General features: G+C 51.7%; 14 protein-coding genes. 4 read left to right on the forward strand and 10 right to left on the reverse strand.

Annotated elements, in window-relative coordinates:
* Window positions 1–17 precede the first annotated feature (17 nt).
* From PAT3040_RS09080 to PAT3040_RS09105, 6 genes are all read right to left on the reverse strand, one after another.
* A complete protein-coding gene (locus PAT3040_RS09080; protein WP_108992364.1) occupies window positions 18–1,175 on the reverse strand; it encodes a Gfo/Idh/MocA family protein in 1,158 nt (385 codons plus the stop codon).
* Between the two features lie 64 nt (window positions 1,176–1,239).
* On the reverse strand, window positions 1,240–2,877 hold the full coding sequence (locus tag PAT3040_RS09085; RefSeq protein WP_108992365.1) for a type 2 periplasmic-binding domain-containing protein: 1,638 nt from the start codon (window positions 2,875–2,877) through the stop codon (window positions 1,240–1,242).
* Between the two features lie 56 nt (window positions 2,878–2,933).
* Complete coding sequence (locus PAT3040_RS09090; protein ID WP_087571833.1) at window positions 2,934–3,809, reverse strand: carbohydrate ABC transporter permease; 876 nt, start codon at window positions 3,807–3,809, stop codon at window positions 2,934–2,936.
* Window positions 3,810–4,769, reverse strand: coding sequence for an ABC transporter permease (locus tag PAT3040_RS09095; protein WP_258234906.1), 960 nt, complete (start codon window positions 4,767–4,769; stop codon window positions 3,810–3,812).
* 259 nt (window positions 4,770–5,028) lie between these two features.
* Window positions 5,029–7,650, reverse strand: coding sequence for a glucosidase family protein (locus tag PAT3040_RS09100; RefSeq protein ID WP_108992366.1), 2,622 nt, complete (start codon window positions 7,648–7,650; stop codon window positions 5,029–5,031).
* Between the two features lie 185 nt (window positions 7,651–7,835).
* On the reverse strand, window positions 7,836–8,738 hold the full coding sequence (locus tag PAT3040_RS09105) for a LysR family transcriptional regulator (protein ID WP_108992367.1): 903 nt from the start codon (window positions 8,736–8,738) through the stop codon (window positions 7,836–7,838).
* 144 nt (window positions 8,739–8,882) lie between these two features.
* Here PAT3040_RS09105 and PAT3040_RS09110 point away from each other — a divergent pair, with 144 nt between their 5' ends.
* From PAT3040_RS09110 to PAT3040_RS09125, 4 genes are read left to right on the forward strand one after another with little or no spacing between them, the layout of a single operon-like run.
* On the forward strand, window positions 8,883–10,082 hold the full coding sequence (locus PAT3040_RS09110; protein ID WP_108992368.1) for an acetyl-CoA C-acetyltransferase: 1,200 nt from the start codon (window positions 8,883–8,885) through the stop codon (window positions 10,080–10,082).
* Entirely contained in the window at window positions 10,079–10,795 is a 717-nt protein-coding gene (locus PAT3040_RS09115; RefSeq protein ID WP_258234907.1) for a CoA transferase subunit A, read from the forward strand. The genes PAT3040_RS09110 and PAT3040_RS09115 overlap by 4 nt, the downstream gene beginning before the upstream one ends.
* Entirely contained in the window at window positions 10,792–11,454 is a 663-nt protein-coding gene (locus tag PAT3040_RS09120) for a CoA transferase subunit B (protein ID WP_108992369.1), read from the forward strand. The genes PAT3040_RS09115 and PAT3040_RS09120 overlap by 4 nt, the downstream gene beginning before the upstream one ends.
* 16 nt (window positions 11,455–11,470) lie before the next feature.
* Entirely contained in the window at window positions 11,471–12,262 is a 792-nt protein-coding gene (locus PAT3040_RS09125; RefSeq protein ID WP_108992370.1) for a 3-hydroxybutyrate dehydrogenase, read from the forward strand.
* 14 nt (window positions 12,263–12,276) lie between these two features.
* On the opposite strand, the gene PAT3040_RS09130 is transcribed toward PAT3040_RS09125, so the two are convergent.
* The 4 genes from PAT3040_RS09130 to PAT3040_RS09145 form a co-directional block, all read right to left on the reverse strand.
* Window positions 12,277–13,881, reverse strand: coding sequence for a response regulator (locus tag PAT3040_RS09130; RefSeq protein ID WP_108992371.1), 1,605 nt, complete (start codon window positions 13,879–13,881; stop codon window positions 12,277–12,279).
* A gap of 25 nt (window positions 13,882–13,906) precedes the next feature.
* Window positions 13,907–15,691, reverse strand: coding sequence for a cache domain-containing sensor histidine kinase (locus PAT3040_RS09135; protein WP_108992372.1), 1,785 nt, complete (start codon window positions 15,689–15,691; stop codon window positions 13,907–13,909).
* Window positions 15,688–17,022 carry an ABC transporter substrate-binding protein gene (locus tag PAT3040_RS09140; RefSeq protein WP_108992373.1) on the reverse strand — a complete coding sequence of 445 codons (1,335 nt, stop codon included), beginning with the start codon at window positions 17,020–17,022 and terminating at the stop codon, window positions 15,688–15,690. The genes PAT3040_RS09135 and PAT3040_RS09140 overlap by 4 nt, the downstream gene beginning before the upstream one ends.
* Window positions 17,023–17,078: 56 nt before the next feature.
* Window positions 17,079–17,602: carbohydrate-binding protein (locus PAT3040_RS09145; protein ID WP_146200390.1), on the reverse strand; the 524-nt coding region annotated here is incomplete at its 5' end.

Below are 17,602 nucleotides of genomic sequence, written 5' to 3' on the forward strand. Positions count from 1 at the left end.
TTGCAACCTCCCAATAGTTATTCCCATGCTATTGTCTTAAAGGTATGTGTTTCTGATGAATGGGTCGCTTTTAAACACATTAAGGCGCTTAGGAGCCCATCTTTTAACGGGGTTCCCGACTTCTCCTCTCCTTTCATAACCTGGATAAAGTTATGGACAAGAATGGCATCACCACCCCCATGGGACATCTGCGAGGAGTCCAATTGATACGTTTCGACCCTAGGCGTGTTATGCATATAGACTTTGATAGCCTCCGTATAGAAATCAAATTCTAAAGTGCCCTTGTAGCCCAACAGTCTGGCTCCTCTTGCCTCTGCGCCTTTTCTGGCAAAAAAGTTCTGAGAATAGCTCACATGCATGCCGGTTTCATACTGAATGATCGCACTGCCGGAATCCTCATTGCCCGTGTCCGTGGCGAATGAGCACATCTCCCCCTGAATGTACATATCTGGCTCGGACTTGAAATGCTTAAGCACATAAGGGCTTTCCGGACAGCTCTTGTATTCCTCGCAGTCTTTGCAATATAACCCTGCAGGCTTAGTGCCCTTAAAAATCTGCTTGGATTTCATCGCGCAAATCGCGACCGGCTTAATGCCGAGCAGGTGGTTGATATAGTCAAAGTCGTGCGTAGACTTCTGAAGGAACAACCCTCCCGTTTCCTTCTCGTCTCTATACCAATCATGGAAGTAGACGCCGCCATAGGGCACATTATTGATCGCTTGCACATGCTCGATCGTTCCTAGCTTGCCTGAATCCACGATTTCTTTCGCCGTTCTAACAAGTGCCGTATTTCTTAATGGGAAGGAAACAATGACCTCGCTCGCAGAGCGTTCGGCGGATTCTTTGAGCGAAAGCAGATCAACCATCGTCGTGGCTACGGGCTTCTCCAGGTACAAGGGCAAATTACGAAGCAATACCTTCTTCGCCATTACCGTGTGCAGGGAGCATCTCGTTCCGATTAATACGCCATCCAGTTGCTCCTTGTCCAACATTTCATCCGCATCCGAATACATCGCAATGGCTGCAATGTCTCTCCCTTTTTCCGCAAGCTGTGCACCAACTTTACTCCAGTTGATATCCGTAATGGCTGCCAGTTTTACATCCTCGTTGGAAGCCAGCAAGTATTCCACGATGTTCTGAATTCTAAGACCGTATCCAATGACACCTATACGCATGATGATTCTCCTTCTTATAGAAAGGGGGATGCAGCATTATGATCTCGACTGCATCCCCTTACTCTTAGTTGATCCCTAGCTCTGCCGCTTTAGCGTTTACCTCGGTAATGGCTTCTTGAAGCCCCTTTGCATCATAACTCTTAACCGCATTCTGCCACATCGTAACCGCATCTTCTTTGCCCAGAATGACCTTGTACAGATCATCCATAGCCGTAGCCGTTAATCCGCCAATGGCGTCTTTGGCAGGAGTGGATAGCAGCAGCACATCAAAGTTAATAGGGATGGGCGTACCCTCTGCTTTTAATTTGTTAAACGTATCGATTTGCAATTGCTCGTATGCGGCCATCGTAGGATTTGTATTTAACGTTTGTTTGCCGGAATAAATGAATCCTTGATTCCATGCTCCCAAATAGGAGATCACGTTAATAATCGGATATTTTTTAGCTAATGATTCATCTTGCGTGAGCAAGGAAACCGCTTTGCCATTCTCCATCTTAAAATCTACGCCTTCAATCCCGTTTTTGACGAGCACGGCAAATTCCTCGGATGCCATATAATCGATCAGTTGCAAGGCGCGGTCGAATTTGGCATCATCCAGATCCGCTCTAAAGAACATTTCCGACCAGTATGGTGTTTCCGCAAAGGTATATTTTTTTCCATCTGCTGCCGGCCACATGGACATAAGTCCGATACCTTCTGCCGCAGTCACTCCGGGATTCGCTTTCTCGAACTGATTCAGCAGATCAAGGCTGATACCGCCGCCATATACGGCGAATGCCTGCCCATTCAAGAACTTATTCGGACCATCGCCAACCTTCTGAATTGCGAAATCCTTATCCAGAATTCCTTGCTCATATAAGGATCTAAGCTCCTGCACGCCTTGATTCACCTTCGATGAGGCATAAGAAGGTATCCACCTGTTGTCTTCTTTCACCCAAGATTTAATATTGGCCATCTCAGGGTAGCTGCCCAGGAAGTGGGTAAGTAAAGTCTGATTGTTATTTACAGCCAAACCTACAGCGTTAGGATGCTTGGCCAATACGGCCTTGGTCATAGCCACAAATTCGTCGAAGCTCTTGGGATCGGATGTATATCCTGCCTCGGCAGCCCAATCCTTGCGATATCTAATGGGTCTGTCCAACACCCAATCATCTGAGTTATCATAGGTCAGCCTTGGAATCATGTAATATTTCCCGTCTAGTTTCAACGGCTGTACAGAAGGAAGTTCCAAGATCTTGGCCAGATTTGGGTATTTGCTCATATCCTCAGGAAGCGGTTTTATAATACCTTGCTCCGCCCACGTCACATAAAGACCGGGGTCATCCGTTACCAAATTATTGACGAACATGTCAGGCAACTGATTGGAAGTGGCCCAAATTTTATATTTCTCAGTCCAATCATCCCAGGTTACCTGAACCGGTTTAAGCGTCAAATTAAACTTTTCCTGCATGTTGTTGGCAATCGTGTCGTTTTTTGCGCCTGGATCGTCAAAGCCTTCTTGAATATTCCAGGTTGAAACGGTAAGCTCGATCTTTTCCGCATTGGGATCTGACGTGGGAGCTGCAGTTTCACCAGACTCATTGTTGCTGGCTGTTGGGTCAGTTGATGCCGCTGGTTGGTTCCCGTTATTACTACAAGCTGAAACAACAAGCACTAGCAACAAGCTTAGCAATACAGACGATTTAATAAGCTGCCTTTTCATTGTGGATCCTCCCTTTTTTTTCTTATAATCCTGTATAATAATAGCTTTCGCTAGTATTAACCTTTGATAGAACCGATCATGATGCCAGAGGCGAAGTACTTCTGGATAAATGGATACACCACGATAATAGGTACGGCAGAGATAATGATCATCGCGGATTTAACAGAGTCGCCATAGATATTTTTAATACCTGCCGCAAGCTGTGCTCCGGCCGTATTATTAAGGATTTGATTGACATTGGCAATCGCATTTCTTAACACAAGCTGAAGGGGATACAGCTTCGAATCATTGAGGAACAGCATAGGCAGCCACCACTCATTCCAGCGTTCAACTGCGTAGAACAACATCATTGTAAAAATAATGGGCAATGACACCGGGACCACAATTCGCATTAAAATCAAGATGTCATTCGCGCCGTCCATCTTGGCGGACTCTTCCAGCTCAGGCGAGATGCCATTAAAAAAGTTTTTCATAAGAATTAGGTTAAAAGCGTTAACAGCTACGGGAAGAATCATGACTAGCAAATTATTTTGCATGTGAAGCTTTTGAAGAAGCAAATACGTAGGGATTAGTCCGCCTGAGAAAAACATCGTAACAATGATCGCATTAAAGACAAAGTTTCTCCCTGGCAATGTTTTTTTGGATAATGCATAGGCCCCTGTCGTCGTAACGATCAAGCTCACCGCAGTTCCCAGTACCGTTACAATGACCGATATAAACAGCCCTCTCGTCACTTTGCCTTCCATAAACAAGTACTTATAAGAAGAAAGATCAAACTGCTTCGGCAATAGAAATACCTTGCCGCCTCCAAAATCGCTAATGGTGGAAAAGGATAACATAAGCGTCTGGTAAAAAGGAAATAAAGCAAGAACAGCGCCGAGTCCGAGGAATAGGGTAATGGATACATCAATGACACTAAATCTGCGCTTCACCTACAATCCCTCCTCTTTCCAAACGACCTTGACGATATAATTAGCTCCAAACAAAAAGGCAAAATTTATGACTGACTTCAACACTCCCACCGTCGTTGAAAATCCGAATCCGGTCGAATCCAGGAAGGCGCTTCGATAAACAAAGGTATCTATAATATCCACATGGCTATAAACGATAGGGTTATAGAGATTAAAGATCTGATCGAATCCGCCGTTCATTAGATTCCCCACGGCCAGGATGAGCAGGATCGCCGCTGTCGTCTTTACAACCGGCCACGTAATCGCCTTCATCTGCTGGAACCTGTTCGCGCCGTCTATGGAGGCTGCCTCATACAGCTCGGGGTTTATACTAGCGATTGTCGCCAAATACAAAATGGATGACCACCCGGCCTCCTTCCATATACTTGAGAGGAATATCATCGCTGTAAAGCTGTTAGGATCGGTTAATACTGATTTTTTCTCCAATCCAAATGTAACAAGGAGTTGATTCCATAAACCTTGATCACTGAAGATACCGATAATAATACCGCTTAAGACAACCCAGCTTATGAAATGCGGAAAAGTAAACACGGTTTGGAAAATCCGTTTCAGCTTGCTTTTGGATATTTCATTCAGCAACAAGGCCAGAATAATGGGAACCGGGAATTCGATGACCAGTCGACCCAAACTGATTAAGACCGTGTTTCGGAAAGCTCCAATAAAATCGGGATTGCCCAGAACGGCCCTGAAATTCTCGAAGTTGTTCCAGGGACTGCCCATAATCCCTTTGGCGTAATTAAAATCCTTAAAGGCAAGAACGACACCGTACATAGGAGCATAAGCAAATACAGCAAAGTAGATCACAACAGGGGTCAGAAGAATATAGAAGTACTTATGTCTAATAATCTCCTTCAGCAATCGATTTTTCGGATTTCGCAGTACGCCGCTGCTTCGGTCCATCATTTGTATAAGTTTTGCCAATAGAAATTCACCACGCTTGCTTTTATTTTGTCTGTAACCAAAGTATAAATAAAACGCTTCCATTCGAACATGAACGCTGCTTAGAGCTTGCATGAACAAATCATCTGTATTTCATGCCTCGCTCTTTGATCTGTCATCACAGCTAATGATTGTCCATGTTGGAACGAACAATTGTCTATCTCAGAATCGAAAGCGAAGATAGCCGCAAATAAAGCAAAGGTCCCCTCCTCCAAGAGAGGAAGGGACACCTGAATGGACACTAGAATTCAAGTATAACCTGTGTAATCGAACTCGATACCGCAATGACAACCGATTCCCTGTCCGGATTATAGCTGCCGTTGCTCGCACGCCATGCCTGTTTCCCTTGCGGATGCGGCAAACGTATTTCAACCGTTTCAGGGAGTCGATCGGAATAAAACTCAATCGTAGCCGTCATACTGCCGTTTTGGATATTGGATTCAATCACCATGGAGAATGGACCAAAATAACTGGCAGCTCGATGCAGAGAAATCGTCTTCCCATGCTCCATCCATGCCCTCGGAATACCCGGAAGCAGCTTTAAGGTCTGCCCTTCCTCCATATAGAGCATCCACCGGCACTGCATAAGAAACCATCCTTCTTCGTGAGTCTTATGCGGACTCGCATGCCAAAAGTGCTCCCAGAAAGTATAGATTTCCCGATCAGCCAAACTAGCCAAGCCATTATAAAATGTCTTGAGAAACGCCTTCGTCTCTCCACGCTTAAGATGGATCCATGGGTGAATGCTATAATAAGGCTGACTTAATGCCACATTGCGTAAACAAAATAATTCATTATGGAACTGCAATAGAAATGACGTCTCCTGTTCATCGGGCTCAAGCACTTCCTGAATGACCAAATATAACGGTCCTAGCAAGGAGTCTCGGGCAGCAATAGATCCATGCGTGCCCCAGCTCCCTCCGTCTGCATACAACGCCAGCGGTCCCGTATACTCCGCCCAAGGCGGACATGTCGGGATCCAGCTCCCATCGCCAAGCGGAATAACCGGCGATCGAGCTATGGCCTCCTTCAGCGATACACGGATGTCCTGCTTCATTGCATCGGCATCCTCAAGAATTTGCTCAGACAGCGCCTTATCGCTCAATAACAGCATCTCGGCTAAACGCTTTAAGCCTACAAAAGCAAAGCCATTAAGCATATAAGAACGGAAGTGATCCTCGGGATCCGCTGTTTTCCCTTCCAGCATCCCATAGCCCCTTCCCCTCAGCTCCTCGCGCAGATTCCGATTACGCCAATCCATCAGGAAATGATAAGCTTTGATGAGCTTCGGCTTTATTTTATCCACCCATGCTTCATCCCTGGTATAGCGGTAATGCTCGCCCATACTCCAAAGTGCAGCACCAGTCTCCAGCATATAGCCTCCAAAATTTTGAATGAAACCACTTTCGTGCTGCTTATCCAGAAAAAATTGAAGCGCCCGTTCCGCATTCGTATGTGCCCCAACGGAATCGAAATATTGAATGATAGGAGAGCTTTCGGACCCTATTCCCGTATATACACCAATCATCGGCACTAAGGGCCCCTCCGGCTCCAATCCATAGCTAATCAGATCCAGATGCATAAATCCCGCCTGCATCATCTCTTGAATCCGCCGCTCCGGGAGCTTAATCTCCATCGTATTCTGCAGCTTGGCTGCCCAGAAATCGACACATTCCCGATGTTTTATCGTAAAGTCCTGTAATCCAAGCTGCTTGGCCCGGCTGCGACTAATGGGCTGATGCGGGATATAAAATTCGTAGACCGCCGATTCGCCTGGACTTAGCAATATGGCCACTTCCTCCTGCGGCATCGGACGGCCATTGATCTTGGATACAACAAATACACGGTCAGAGCTAAACATGCCAAGCCCAGCCTCGCCATCAAACGTTCGCTCGATATTAACCACAAATGGATTTTTGAACCACGCATACCTTGGAACGCGTGCCTGATTCGTTGCAACGGTCCTCGAATAATAGACAGCCTCCTCTTCCGAAGGCGGCTCTAATTCTATAAGCCCTTCATATTCCGCACGCTGCTCCGGCGTAAACATATATCCAACACCATACTGATCTGCCTTTAAATACGGAGTCCCCTTAAGGGTCGACACCGATAATGGGCTTCTCTCAAAGGAAACGAATGCTGTATTCTCATAGCGGATGTCTTGATCTTGTATGACAGCCTCAACGATCGGAAAAATGCCATTATGGAGTCTGCGAGTCAACCGATGCTCGCAACCCAAGCCTCTCCCCAATAAGTAGCTATATTGAACGCCTGTCCCGCTGGTCTCCTCCAGATACACCCGCTCACCCGCATTTCGCGGCCGGATGTTATCCCACATACGATCGATGTCGCTTTCGCCGCCCCCCCGATAATCCGACTCGAAAATACGTATATCTCTAGACAATCCCAGCCATACGGGAGTCATTAGGGGGCGAGTGGCATTCGCCGCCGTTTCGTAGCTCTCTTCTGGCTCGTCCTCCAGCCGTTCAAGATTCGTCTGCATCCCCTGGTTATGGACAGTCTTGACGATTTGTTCATAATCGCTAGCGTTCTCGGATACCGTAATGATGACTTCGTATTCCTTTATATAGATTGGATAGGCTTTAGTCACGTCTCTCAAGTAAAAGCTAAAGGCATGCTGATCCGTCCTGATCGATAGGATGGTCGAGTGGGCGCCCAACTGAATACTCTCATTGCTGACTTGCAGCTCTAGTCTACTCGCGACATCCATTTGAAAGGTTTGATTAATAGAATCATAAGTGCCTTGGCCGTAAATGAAACGTCCACTCTCAATGTCCCCATGTGTAACCGTAATTGAACCATTGCGCACCTTGTCTTTCCACAGAATTGCAACTCCCTTCAACGGAAGCACCTCCAAGAATATCAATTAAGCAATAAGTTCATTGTAGTTACATTGTTTAAAACAAGACATAGACGCCAATTAGACGGCACATGCACATTACTTATCAATCCTATGTTCGAATGAGCCTCATCCGCAATCCAACTAACAATTGTCCATGTAGATACAAGAGCACTCCATCTTAAAGATTAAGACTTCCGACGGTTCGTTTTTTCGTTCCACTCGCGAATATGCTGCAGCCATGCTCTGGAGGCGTGGGACAAATAATGCTGTCGACTCCAGATGATCGCCAAATCCCACGCGATTGGCGGGTCCGTCTCTGCAATAACGCTCACGTTTTCCGTAACGAGTTTCTTAGCCACGGTAGGCGGAAGAAAGGCAACTCCGAGCCCTGCGCCTACCATCTCGCCGATAAAATCCCACTGCGAGCTTTCGAAAACAATATCAGGCTCAAAGCCCTCTCGAATACAGGCGTCCCGAACGCGGTCGTACAAGGAGAAACCCTCCTTGAACAAAATAAACGGCTCCTCCCGAAGCTCCGATAACCGAACCAAACGTTGCCTCGCCAGAGGATGGTCCGCATGTACGATAAGCGATAGACGTTCCTTGGCCAAAGGAAAGGCGTCGAACAGCGACTCGTCTACAGGCAGCACAACGGCGCCAAGATCCAGCTTCGCCTCCCGAATTTGCTGTTCCACCACCTTTCCGCCTTCCTCCAGAAGCTGAAGCCGGACGCGTGGGTAGGTTCGACGAAAGTCAGCAATGATAGCGGGGAACAAGCTTGCTCCGATAACGGGCGGCAGCCCAAACGAAATATTTCCTCTCTTCAATTGTTTCCCTTCGTTTAGTGACGACTGCAGATCACGGGACATGGCAAGCATCGCCCGAGCGTATCGTAAAAAAACATCCCCATCATCCGTTAACTGCAGATGCCGCGTCGAGCGGTTGAACAATACCACGCCTAGCTCCTCTTCCATATTCTTGATCGCCTTGCTTAACGCAGGCTGCGAGATATGCAGACTCTCGGCCGACCTGGAAAAGCTCCCTTGCTCCGCCACTTCAATAAAATAACGTAAATATGGAAGATCCATATGCCATCGCCCTCACCATTTATTCTATTTTGTAATTAAAGATATGAATTATATCTATTTTACATATAAATAAGTCTTCTTTACAATTAAAACCATCGGAAGAGTCGAAGTTCAGGGTAAATGGAAAGGGAGAGTGAGGCTGGCATGAAAGAACAGGAAGTTATCATTGTAAGCGCTGTCAGAACTGCCATTGGCAAATTTAACGGTCAGTTCAAAGATATAAGCGCTGTCGATCTGGGAGCGGCCGTCATTGCTCCGGCAATCGAACGGTCAGGTATTTCCGCTTCCGACGTACAGGAGGTGTTTATGGGCAACGTGCTGCAAGCGGGACTGGGCCAGAATCCGGCCAGACAAGCGGCGCTCAAAGCGGGACTCCCCGTCAGCGTGCCCGCTACAACGGTCAATCAGGTGTGCGGTTCGGGATTGATGGCGGTACAACTGGCCTATCGTTCGATTCGAAGCGGCGAAGGCGGAATTCTCCTTGCAGGCGGCATGGAGAATATGAGCCGCTCCCCCCACTTGCTGCAAAATTCCCGCTCCGGTCTTCCGATGGGCGACCGGATGATCAAGGACAGCATGATTGTCGACGGATTATGGTGCGCTCAGAACGATGTCCACATGGGGATAACCGCAGAAAATATTTGCGAGGCCTATAGTCTGGAGCGCGAGGAATTGGACCGTTACGCGCATCGCAGTCAGATGAAGGCCGCATCGGCGGTGGCGGCCGGCCGCTTCCGGGAAGAAATCATACCGATAGAAATACCCCAGAGCCGGGGCCCCGCTCTCATAGCCAATCATGACGAATACATTCGTTCCGATACGACGATGGATGCCCTGTCGAAGCTCCGTCCGGCGTTTGCGAAGGGCGGAAAGGTGACAGCCGGCAACGCCTCCGGCATCAACGATGGCGCTGCCGCTCTTGTGTTAGCAAGCCGCCGGGAAGCCGAGGCGCACAATTTGACGCCGTTAGCCACCATCCGATCCTGCGCCGTTGTAGGTGTAGATCCGGCCTTCATGGGGCTTGGACCCATTCCGGCCGCCGAAATGGCATTGGCTAAGGCCGGTCTCTCTATGTCCGATATTAATGTCATTGAGGCCAACGAGGCGTTTGCTTCGCAAGCTTTGGTATTCGCAAAACATTTCGGGCTGGACGACAGCCGACTAAACGTGGGCGGCGGCGCAATCGCGCTGGGTCATCCCATCGGCGCCAGCGGTGCGCGCATCGTCGTGACGCTGCTGCATGAGATGGCTCGCCGGGAAGCTCGTTACGGCATGGCGGCGTTATGCGTCGGAGGCGGCCAAGGCATTGCCATCATTTTGGAGCGGGGAGTTGAACAACGATGATGCGGAAGAAAGTATGGACCTCGTTTGCAGAGGCCGTTGCCGATATTCATGATGGAGCTACTTTGATGGTCGGCGGATTCGGACTTGTCGGCATTCCCGAAAATTTAATCTCAGCTCTTGCCGAGCGCGGCGTCAAAAACCTGACCGTCATCTCGAACAATTGCGGCGTCGACGACTGGGGGCTGGGAATTCTGCTGCGCAATCGGCAAATCTCCCGAATCGTGGCCTCCTACGTCGGAGAAAACAAAGAATTCGAGCGTCAAGCCTTGTCGGGAGAAGTGGAGGTCCAGTTGCTGCCCCAAGGCACGCTGGCCGAGAAAATCCGGGCCGGCGGAGCAGGCATTCCCGCTTTCTATACGCCTGCCGGAATCGGTACGCCGCTGGAAGAAGGACGCGAACAGCGAGTGTTCGGCGGCAAAGCTTATTTGCTGGAGGAGTCCTTGACTGCGGACTTCAGCCTGATCCGCTCTGCCATAGCCGATCGGGCAGGCAATCTTGCCTACAATCGAACGGCCCGCAACTTCAATCCGTTGATGGCGGCCGCAGGCAGGGTCACTATTGCGGAAACGGAATCGCTGCTGGACGACGGCTACCTGGATCCCGAGCATGTGCATACCCCCGGCATTTATGTACAGGGACTTATCATTGGCAAACAGCAGAAGCGGATCGAGAAATTAACCGTGTCGCATCCCGAAGGAGGGCGCTCTTTATGACCCAAACAAACACACGCAACAAGATGGCGCTGCGCGCCGAAAAGGAAATCGCCGATGGATTTTATGTCAACCTGGGCATCGGCATGCCTACTTTGGTAGCCAATCTCATCTCCGACGGAAAACGTGTATCGCTTCAATCCGAGAACGGGCTTATCGGAATCGGTCCTTACCCCTTGCCAGGAGAGGTTGATCCCGATTTGATCAATGCCGGCAAAGAAACCGTGACAGCCCTGCCGGGCGCCTCTTTTTTCGACAGCGCCGAATCGTTTGGCATGATTCGGGGAGGACATATCGATCTGGCCATACTCGGCGGCATGGAAGTGTCCGAAACCGGAGATTTGGCAAACTGGATGATCCCGGGAAAAATAGTCAAAGGCATGGGCGGGGCCATGGATCTTGTTCATGGAGCCAAGAGGATTGTTGTCATGATGGATCATGTCAGTAAGGACGGCAAACCCAAAATTCTGCATCGTTGCACGCTTCCGCTTACCGGAAAGGGCGTGGTCCATCGCATCATTACGGATCGCGCCGTCATGGATATAACTCCGCAAGGGCTCGTTCTCGTCGAAGCGGCGGCTGGTTTTTCTGTTGACGATATCCAGGCGGCAACCGAACCTCATCTGGTGGTGTCGGACCATCTCGTTATAGACGCTTATTAATCGGAGGGGGATTTTCTTGGAAAAAGGACTTCACAATCAAAGTCGCATCGTATTGGTGACGGGAGCGGCCGGCGGCATTGGCCTCGCTATAGGACGCCGCTTCGCCGAGGCAGGCGCCAGGGTTGTGTTAACCGACCGTGACGGTCTTGCCGTTAAACAAGCGGCGGCCGAATGGCGCGAAGCCGGATGGCATTCTCTTGGCTTGCCTCTGGATGTAACATCCGAAAGCGAGATCACGAACGTTATCGAACAAGTTCAGCAAACATGGGGCGGCATTGATATTCTGATCAACAATGCGGGCATGCAGTTTGTATCCCAGGTGGAAGATTTCCCGACTGCGACGTTCGAACGAATGGTTGCCATTATGCTAACCGCTCCGTTTATGCTGATCAAACAAGTTGTTCCAGGCATGAAGAAGCGACGTTTTGGTCGTATTATCAATATTTCGTCCATCAACGGATTGATCGGCTTCGCGGGCAAAGCCGCCTACAACAGCGCCAAGCATGGCGTCATCGGCCTGACCAAAGCCGTCGCGTTGGAGACAGCTCCCTGCGGCATTACCGTCAATGCGCTTTGTCCGGGCTATGTGGATACCGTGCTTGTTCGCAACCAGTTGGCCGATGTAGCGAGGCTGCACGGCATCACGCCCGAGTCGGCGCTGGAGAGCGCGATCTTGCCTCTCGTGCCGCAACGCCGGCTGATCGATATAGCCGAGGTAGCCGAATATGCATGGTATCTGGGCAGCGACCTGGCCCGCGGCATCACCGGCCAGGCCGTTGTCATCGACGGCGGCTACACGGCACAGTAGACGAGAGTTCGCGCCTATCGCCTGCTCCGCACCTCTTCCCGATACTCCTTGGGCGTGACGCCCGCTTCGTTCTTGAAGACGCGGTTGAAGTGGCGAATATTCGAGAAACCCGTCATCTCCGCGATGCCGAGTATCTTCTCGTCCGTCGATGCCAGCCGCCTCTTCGCTTCCTCCACGCGAAGCTCGGTCAGCCGCTCGACGAATGTCTTGCCGGTACGTTGCTTGTACAGCGTACTGAAGTAGGCCGCATTTAAAAACACCTTGTCGGCGAGATCCTTAAGCGCCAGCGGCTCGTGATAATGTTTCTCCAGGTACCTCTCCGCCAGTTGGATGGGATCACGCTCCGTCGGCTTGCTTCCTTCCGCGATTCCCGACGTCAAACTGCCCAGCAGCGTCCGGCATACCTCGATCAGCTCCGTGCTGGATGAGATCGAACAGATCTCGACGAGCAGCGTCCGGATATCCTTTTCGCCAAGCCAATCCCGAGTCAGGCCAAGCTCTTCCGACAGCTCATAGCACTGGATAAGCAGCTTGCATATTTGTTGGTGCACAAGCTCCGGCGTCCCCGCTTTGGCGCACAGCTCGCCAATGGTCAGCTCCGCCAATCGTTCGGCTTCGTCTCGCCGCCCTTCGTGGATCGCCTTATCAAGCGACTCCCAGGACCACTTCTTCACCTCCGCCTTGAGGAGATGATTTTGCGCCGCGTTGCGGTAATCGATCACCTTGTCTCCTCCCACGACGAGACGGTACAGCAAGGCGATCCCCGCCTCGCGGAACGGCACGGTCATGGACTCGAACCCCTTTACCGGACGTCCGATGCCGATCGTTACGGTCAGATTAGAGAGTGACTTGATCTGTCTTCGGATGGATTCGGCGAGTTCCAGAAGAGCATCCATATTCGTATCCGGCATGTTTACGAGCGCCGCAACCTCCGACTCCGAGAACACGAAGCTGAATCCCGGCATGCGGTGATCCAGAATTTCCTGTACGAACTGTTGAATGTAGAGCTGGAACAGCGACGGATCGGATTGCGTATACCGCTCCCGCGCAACCGATTCTTTGTCGAGCTTGATGACCAGGCAATTGAAATAAGGTTCGGACAGCTCGATGCCCAGTTGACTCAGCAAGTCCAGATCCTGTTGATGCAAGCTGCCGCGCATGATGCCGGCGGACAAGCCGTCCGAAGCCTGCTGACGAAGCTGGCGGTCGTCCTTTGGCGCTTCCGGAGCCGGCGATGCTCCCCTCGTACGCAGCTCCTCCTTCAACTTATCCAACACGCGCGTCAGCTCTTCGCGCTCCACCGGCTTCATGATGTAATCCTTGGCGCCGCTGCGCATGGATTGCTGCAGGTACGAGAAGTCCTCATATCCGCTGATGACGACGCATTGCAGCTTCGGGAACCGTTCCCTTGCGATCGTCTGCAGTTGGAGACCGTCCATCTTGGGCATCCGAATGTCCGTCAGCAGCACGTCCGGCGTGAGCTGCTGAAGCAGCTCAAGCGCCTCGTAGCCATCCTTCGCGTCGCCGACAACCTCCCATTCGGAGTCCCACGAAGCGATCATCGCCCGGAGTCCCCGCCGGAATATCGCCTCGTCATCCACTACAACGATTTTAGGCATTCGTCCATCCTCCCCCGCTGATCTATTACTCTCCGCCGTCCGTCATGGCAGGGAGCGTCATAATAACCCGAAGCCCTTGATACGGCATGCTCTCCAAGGCCAGACCGTAAGGTTCGCCATAATGCAGTTCGATTCGCCGATGCACGTTCAACAGTCCATTGCCCGTCTTGCCTCCGAGATCCTTGGAATGCTTGAGCCGCTCGCGCAGCATCTGCAGCTCCTCCGTGCCGAAGCCGATGCCGTCGTCCTCCACGACGATCGTCAGCACGCCCTCCGCTTCGCGTCCGGATACTTTGATCCGGCCTTCGCCTACACCCTTGTCGATGCCGTGGTTAATCGCATTTTCGACGATGGGCTGAATAATGAGCGGAATGACCTTGCAGCCAAGCGCCCCTTCGTCGATGTCGGTCTCAAACGCGATGCGCTCCTCGTATCGGATCTTCTGTATACTCATATATCCTTTGACGTGCACAAGCTCGTCTTGCAAAGTGACGGCTTCCCTCCGGCTGCTCAGGCTATAACGCAGCAGCTTGCCGAGATTGTTCGCCATCGTTACGATTTCCCGGTTCCCCTCAAGCTCGGCGTACATGCTGATGGAGCCCAGAGTATTGTACAGAAAGTGCGGATTGATCTTGCTCTGCAGCGCGGCTATCTGGGCATCCTTCTCCCTTATCTCCGTTTCGTAGAGCAGATAACCAAGCTCGCTCAGCTTGGACACCATCGTATTAAACGTGCTCCCCAGCTGACCGACCTCGTCGGCCGACGTGACGGGGAAAGAGACGTTAAGTTCGCCTTGCTCGACCTTTCGCATCAACCGGCTCAGCTTGCGCAGCGGCAGCGTTATACGGAACGCGAGAAAGACGGAGATCAGCATCGCCAGTCCGATGCAGATAAAACCCGCAAGCGCGATGGAATTGCGGACGATAAGACTGTCCTTCATCAGCTCCCGGACCGGAACGGCGCTTACCGTCGTCCAGCCCGTTACGTCCGAGGTTACATATGCGACAAGCAGCTTCTCCGTATCTCCGCCGTCAATATGAAGCATCCCTTCCCCTTGCGGGGAGCCGAGATCCGCGATTGCCGGCGCTTCGTCCCGCGTAATGACCGGCTGGCCGCCTCCGTCAACGATATACATGGACTCCTTGCGGACGGGGTCGGCTTGCAGCAATATTTTGCGGACGGAGGCCGGGTCGATATCCAGCACGATATAGCCCAGCGTCTCGCCGGTATCGAAGCTGCGAAGCTCGCGGGCGATCGAGAACACCTCATACGACATGCCGCTCGTCGCCTGCACCTCGTGCGTCGTGATAAAGGTCGGCTGTCCGAAACGCTCCTTGGCCTTCATGAGCCACTCGGCGCTTTCATCCAGCTTATACGTCGTCACATATTGGCTCTCGGGGAGTACGACGTACGAGGCCCCTTTCTCCCCGAACAACGAGATGCCCATTATATCGATTCGGCCATTGATAAAGATCGACGAGACGAATTGGTTGAGCGCCTCGATCTCCTTCAATTCCAATCTCTGTCCAAGCGTCCGCCGCGAGCTGATAAAGCTCATGATATCCTTATTGGAGTAGGGGGACAGCGTCAATCGGTTTAATTCGTTCATATACGTGTCGATGTTAAGCGTAATCTGCTTGACGGTCTGCAGTTGATAGCTGCCGACGTTTTTCTCCATCGCCTTCTCAAAGCTGCCGAATGTATAAAGTCCCATTGCGGCCAGCGGAACAAGCACGAGCAGACAGTTGATCCAGATCAGCTTGCGCGCCAGCTCCTGGTTCCGGAATCCTTGCGTCAGCTTCCGGATCATTCCGCATTCTCCCCATGTCCGCTCGCCAGTGCATTTACCTTCCTAACCGCATTCTCAAGCGTCTGCTTGGGCGTCTGCTGCTTGTAGTTCATCTTCTCGAACTCCTGAATTAATAATTCGATCGCGGACCATTGCTTTACATGCCGCGGCCAATAAGCGACATAATTGGCGACGGCGGCATAATCGCCCCGATATTCCTGATCGGTAAACGCCTTGCTCTCCACGACCTTCGTCATGCTGGGCACATGACCGGCCTGCGCCCAAAGTTCGCCGTGCTCGACCATCCACTTCGAGAAGGTCAATGCCGCACGGCGCTTTTCCTCCGTCATGACGTGTTTGGTCGGAATCGCCAGCGTATGCGAATCTCCCCAGGCCGCGGAATGATCGTATAGAACGGGGAGCGGCACGACGCCGAAATCAAGTGACTCCGCATGCTCGAAGGCTCCTGTTCCCCACATGCCGAGCATGATGACGGCAGCCTTGCCATCGCGAAATAATTTAAAGGAATCGTTGATATCGGGCGGAATTAAACCCGTTGCATATAGATGGTTGACGTACTCCAGCGCCTCCAGCGCCTTGGCGTTGTCGAACCTGGCCTGCATGCCGGATTCGCTGTAAAACGTCCCGCCTCCGTCCATCTGATTGTACAAGCTCCACCAGAACCAGACGGAATCGATCCGCGTACTCGGCATCGCAAGCGGCGCCACATCGGAAGCTACAGCAGAGCGAATTCGCTCCAGAAATGCCGCGAAGCCTTCGGGTCCCGGATCGATGACCGGCCTCCCGGTCGTTTCGTCAAGGACGCCGGCCGCGCGCAAATGCGACTTATTGTAATACATAACGAGCGCGTGCGTATCCAGCGGAACGCCATAGGAGCTCCCGTCATATTCCGTTGCTTTGCGAATATGGGGGGTGAAGTCATTCCAGTCAAGACCGACCTCCCGAGCCGACTCCGTCAAATTCTCGATATAACCATTCTGGACGAATTGCGGCATGCTCGTCGTATGAATGATGGCGACATCGGGCGCATTGCCGGCCAGTATCGCCGTTCGGAGGCGCGAATAATAATCATCGAGCCTGGTGTTGGTCTGCACGACCGCTATGTCGTCCTGCTGAGCGTTGAACTGCTCCACCATCTCGGTCATAAACTGGTTGTCGCCGCCGCTGAAGGGGGTCCAGTAATCCAGGCGGATCACGTCGCGCTTGGGCTCGGGCTGCGGAGAAGGCGCCTCGTTCCGCGCGCAGCCTGCCAACGTCCCCGCGAGCAAACCTCCCGCAAGCAGACATGCCGCAAGCCTTCGCCAATCTTTTTTTGAACCCGCAGATCTCATCCCTTCGAACCCCTTTCGGCTGTGGCAGCTCCTGATTGTACGCGTCTGTTTTACCGCTATCGCACGATATCGATATAATCAATAGATACCCCGTCCGAGGCAGGCTTTAGTGTAATCGAATTGGCACCTTTCCGCAACTTCAGCCGGAGCTCCGTAACAGGGTATTCGCTGCGGGCAGTCGGCGGCAGCTGCACGGTCTCCTTCTTGCTGCCCGATGTCTCCACATGCAGGGCAATCTCGCTTGACGATGGATTGCTTGCCGCGATCCGCAGCGTATATGGAGCCGTCTCCGGTACAATGACGGATTCGAACGCAAGCTTGCCGCCCTCGCCTTTCATGACCCCTGTGCCCGAAGCGAACGGATTATCTTCGGCTGCCATGCCTTCGCCGCCCTGCGCGTACTCCGCTTCATAACGCGGAATTTCCAGCGCGGTTACGCGAACGCCTTCCGGCAGCTCTCCATCCGGACCGGTCGCGACCACGCTGCGGCTCCCCTCCGCAACGCCGATAACGGCGTAGACATAGCCGGTCTCATCGCCTGCAAGCGCCGGCAGAGCGACTTCTACCGGCTCCCCCCCCC

Origin of the sequence: Paenibacillus agaridevorans, from assembly GCF_003112455.1 — a bacterium.
GTDB classification, from domain to species: domain Bacteria; phylum Bacillota; class Bacilli; order Paenibacillales; family Paenibacillaceae; genus Pristimantibacillus; species Pristimantibacillus agaridevorans.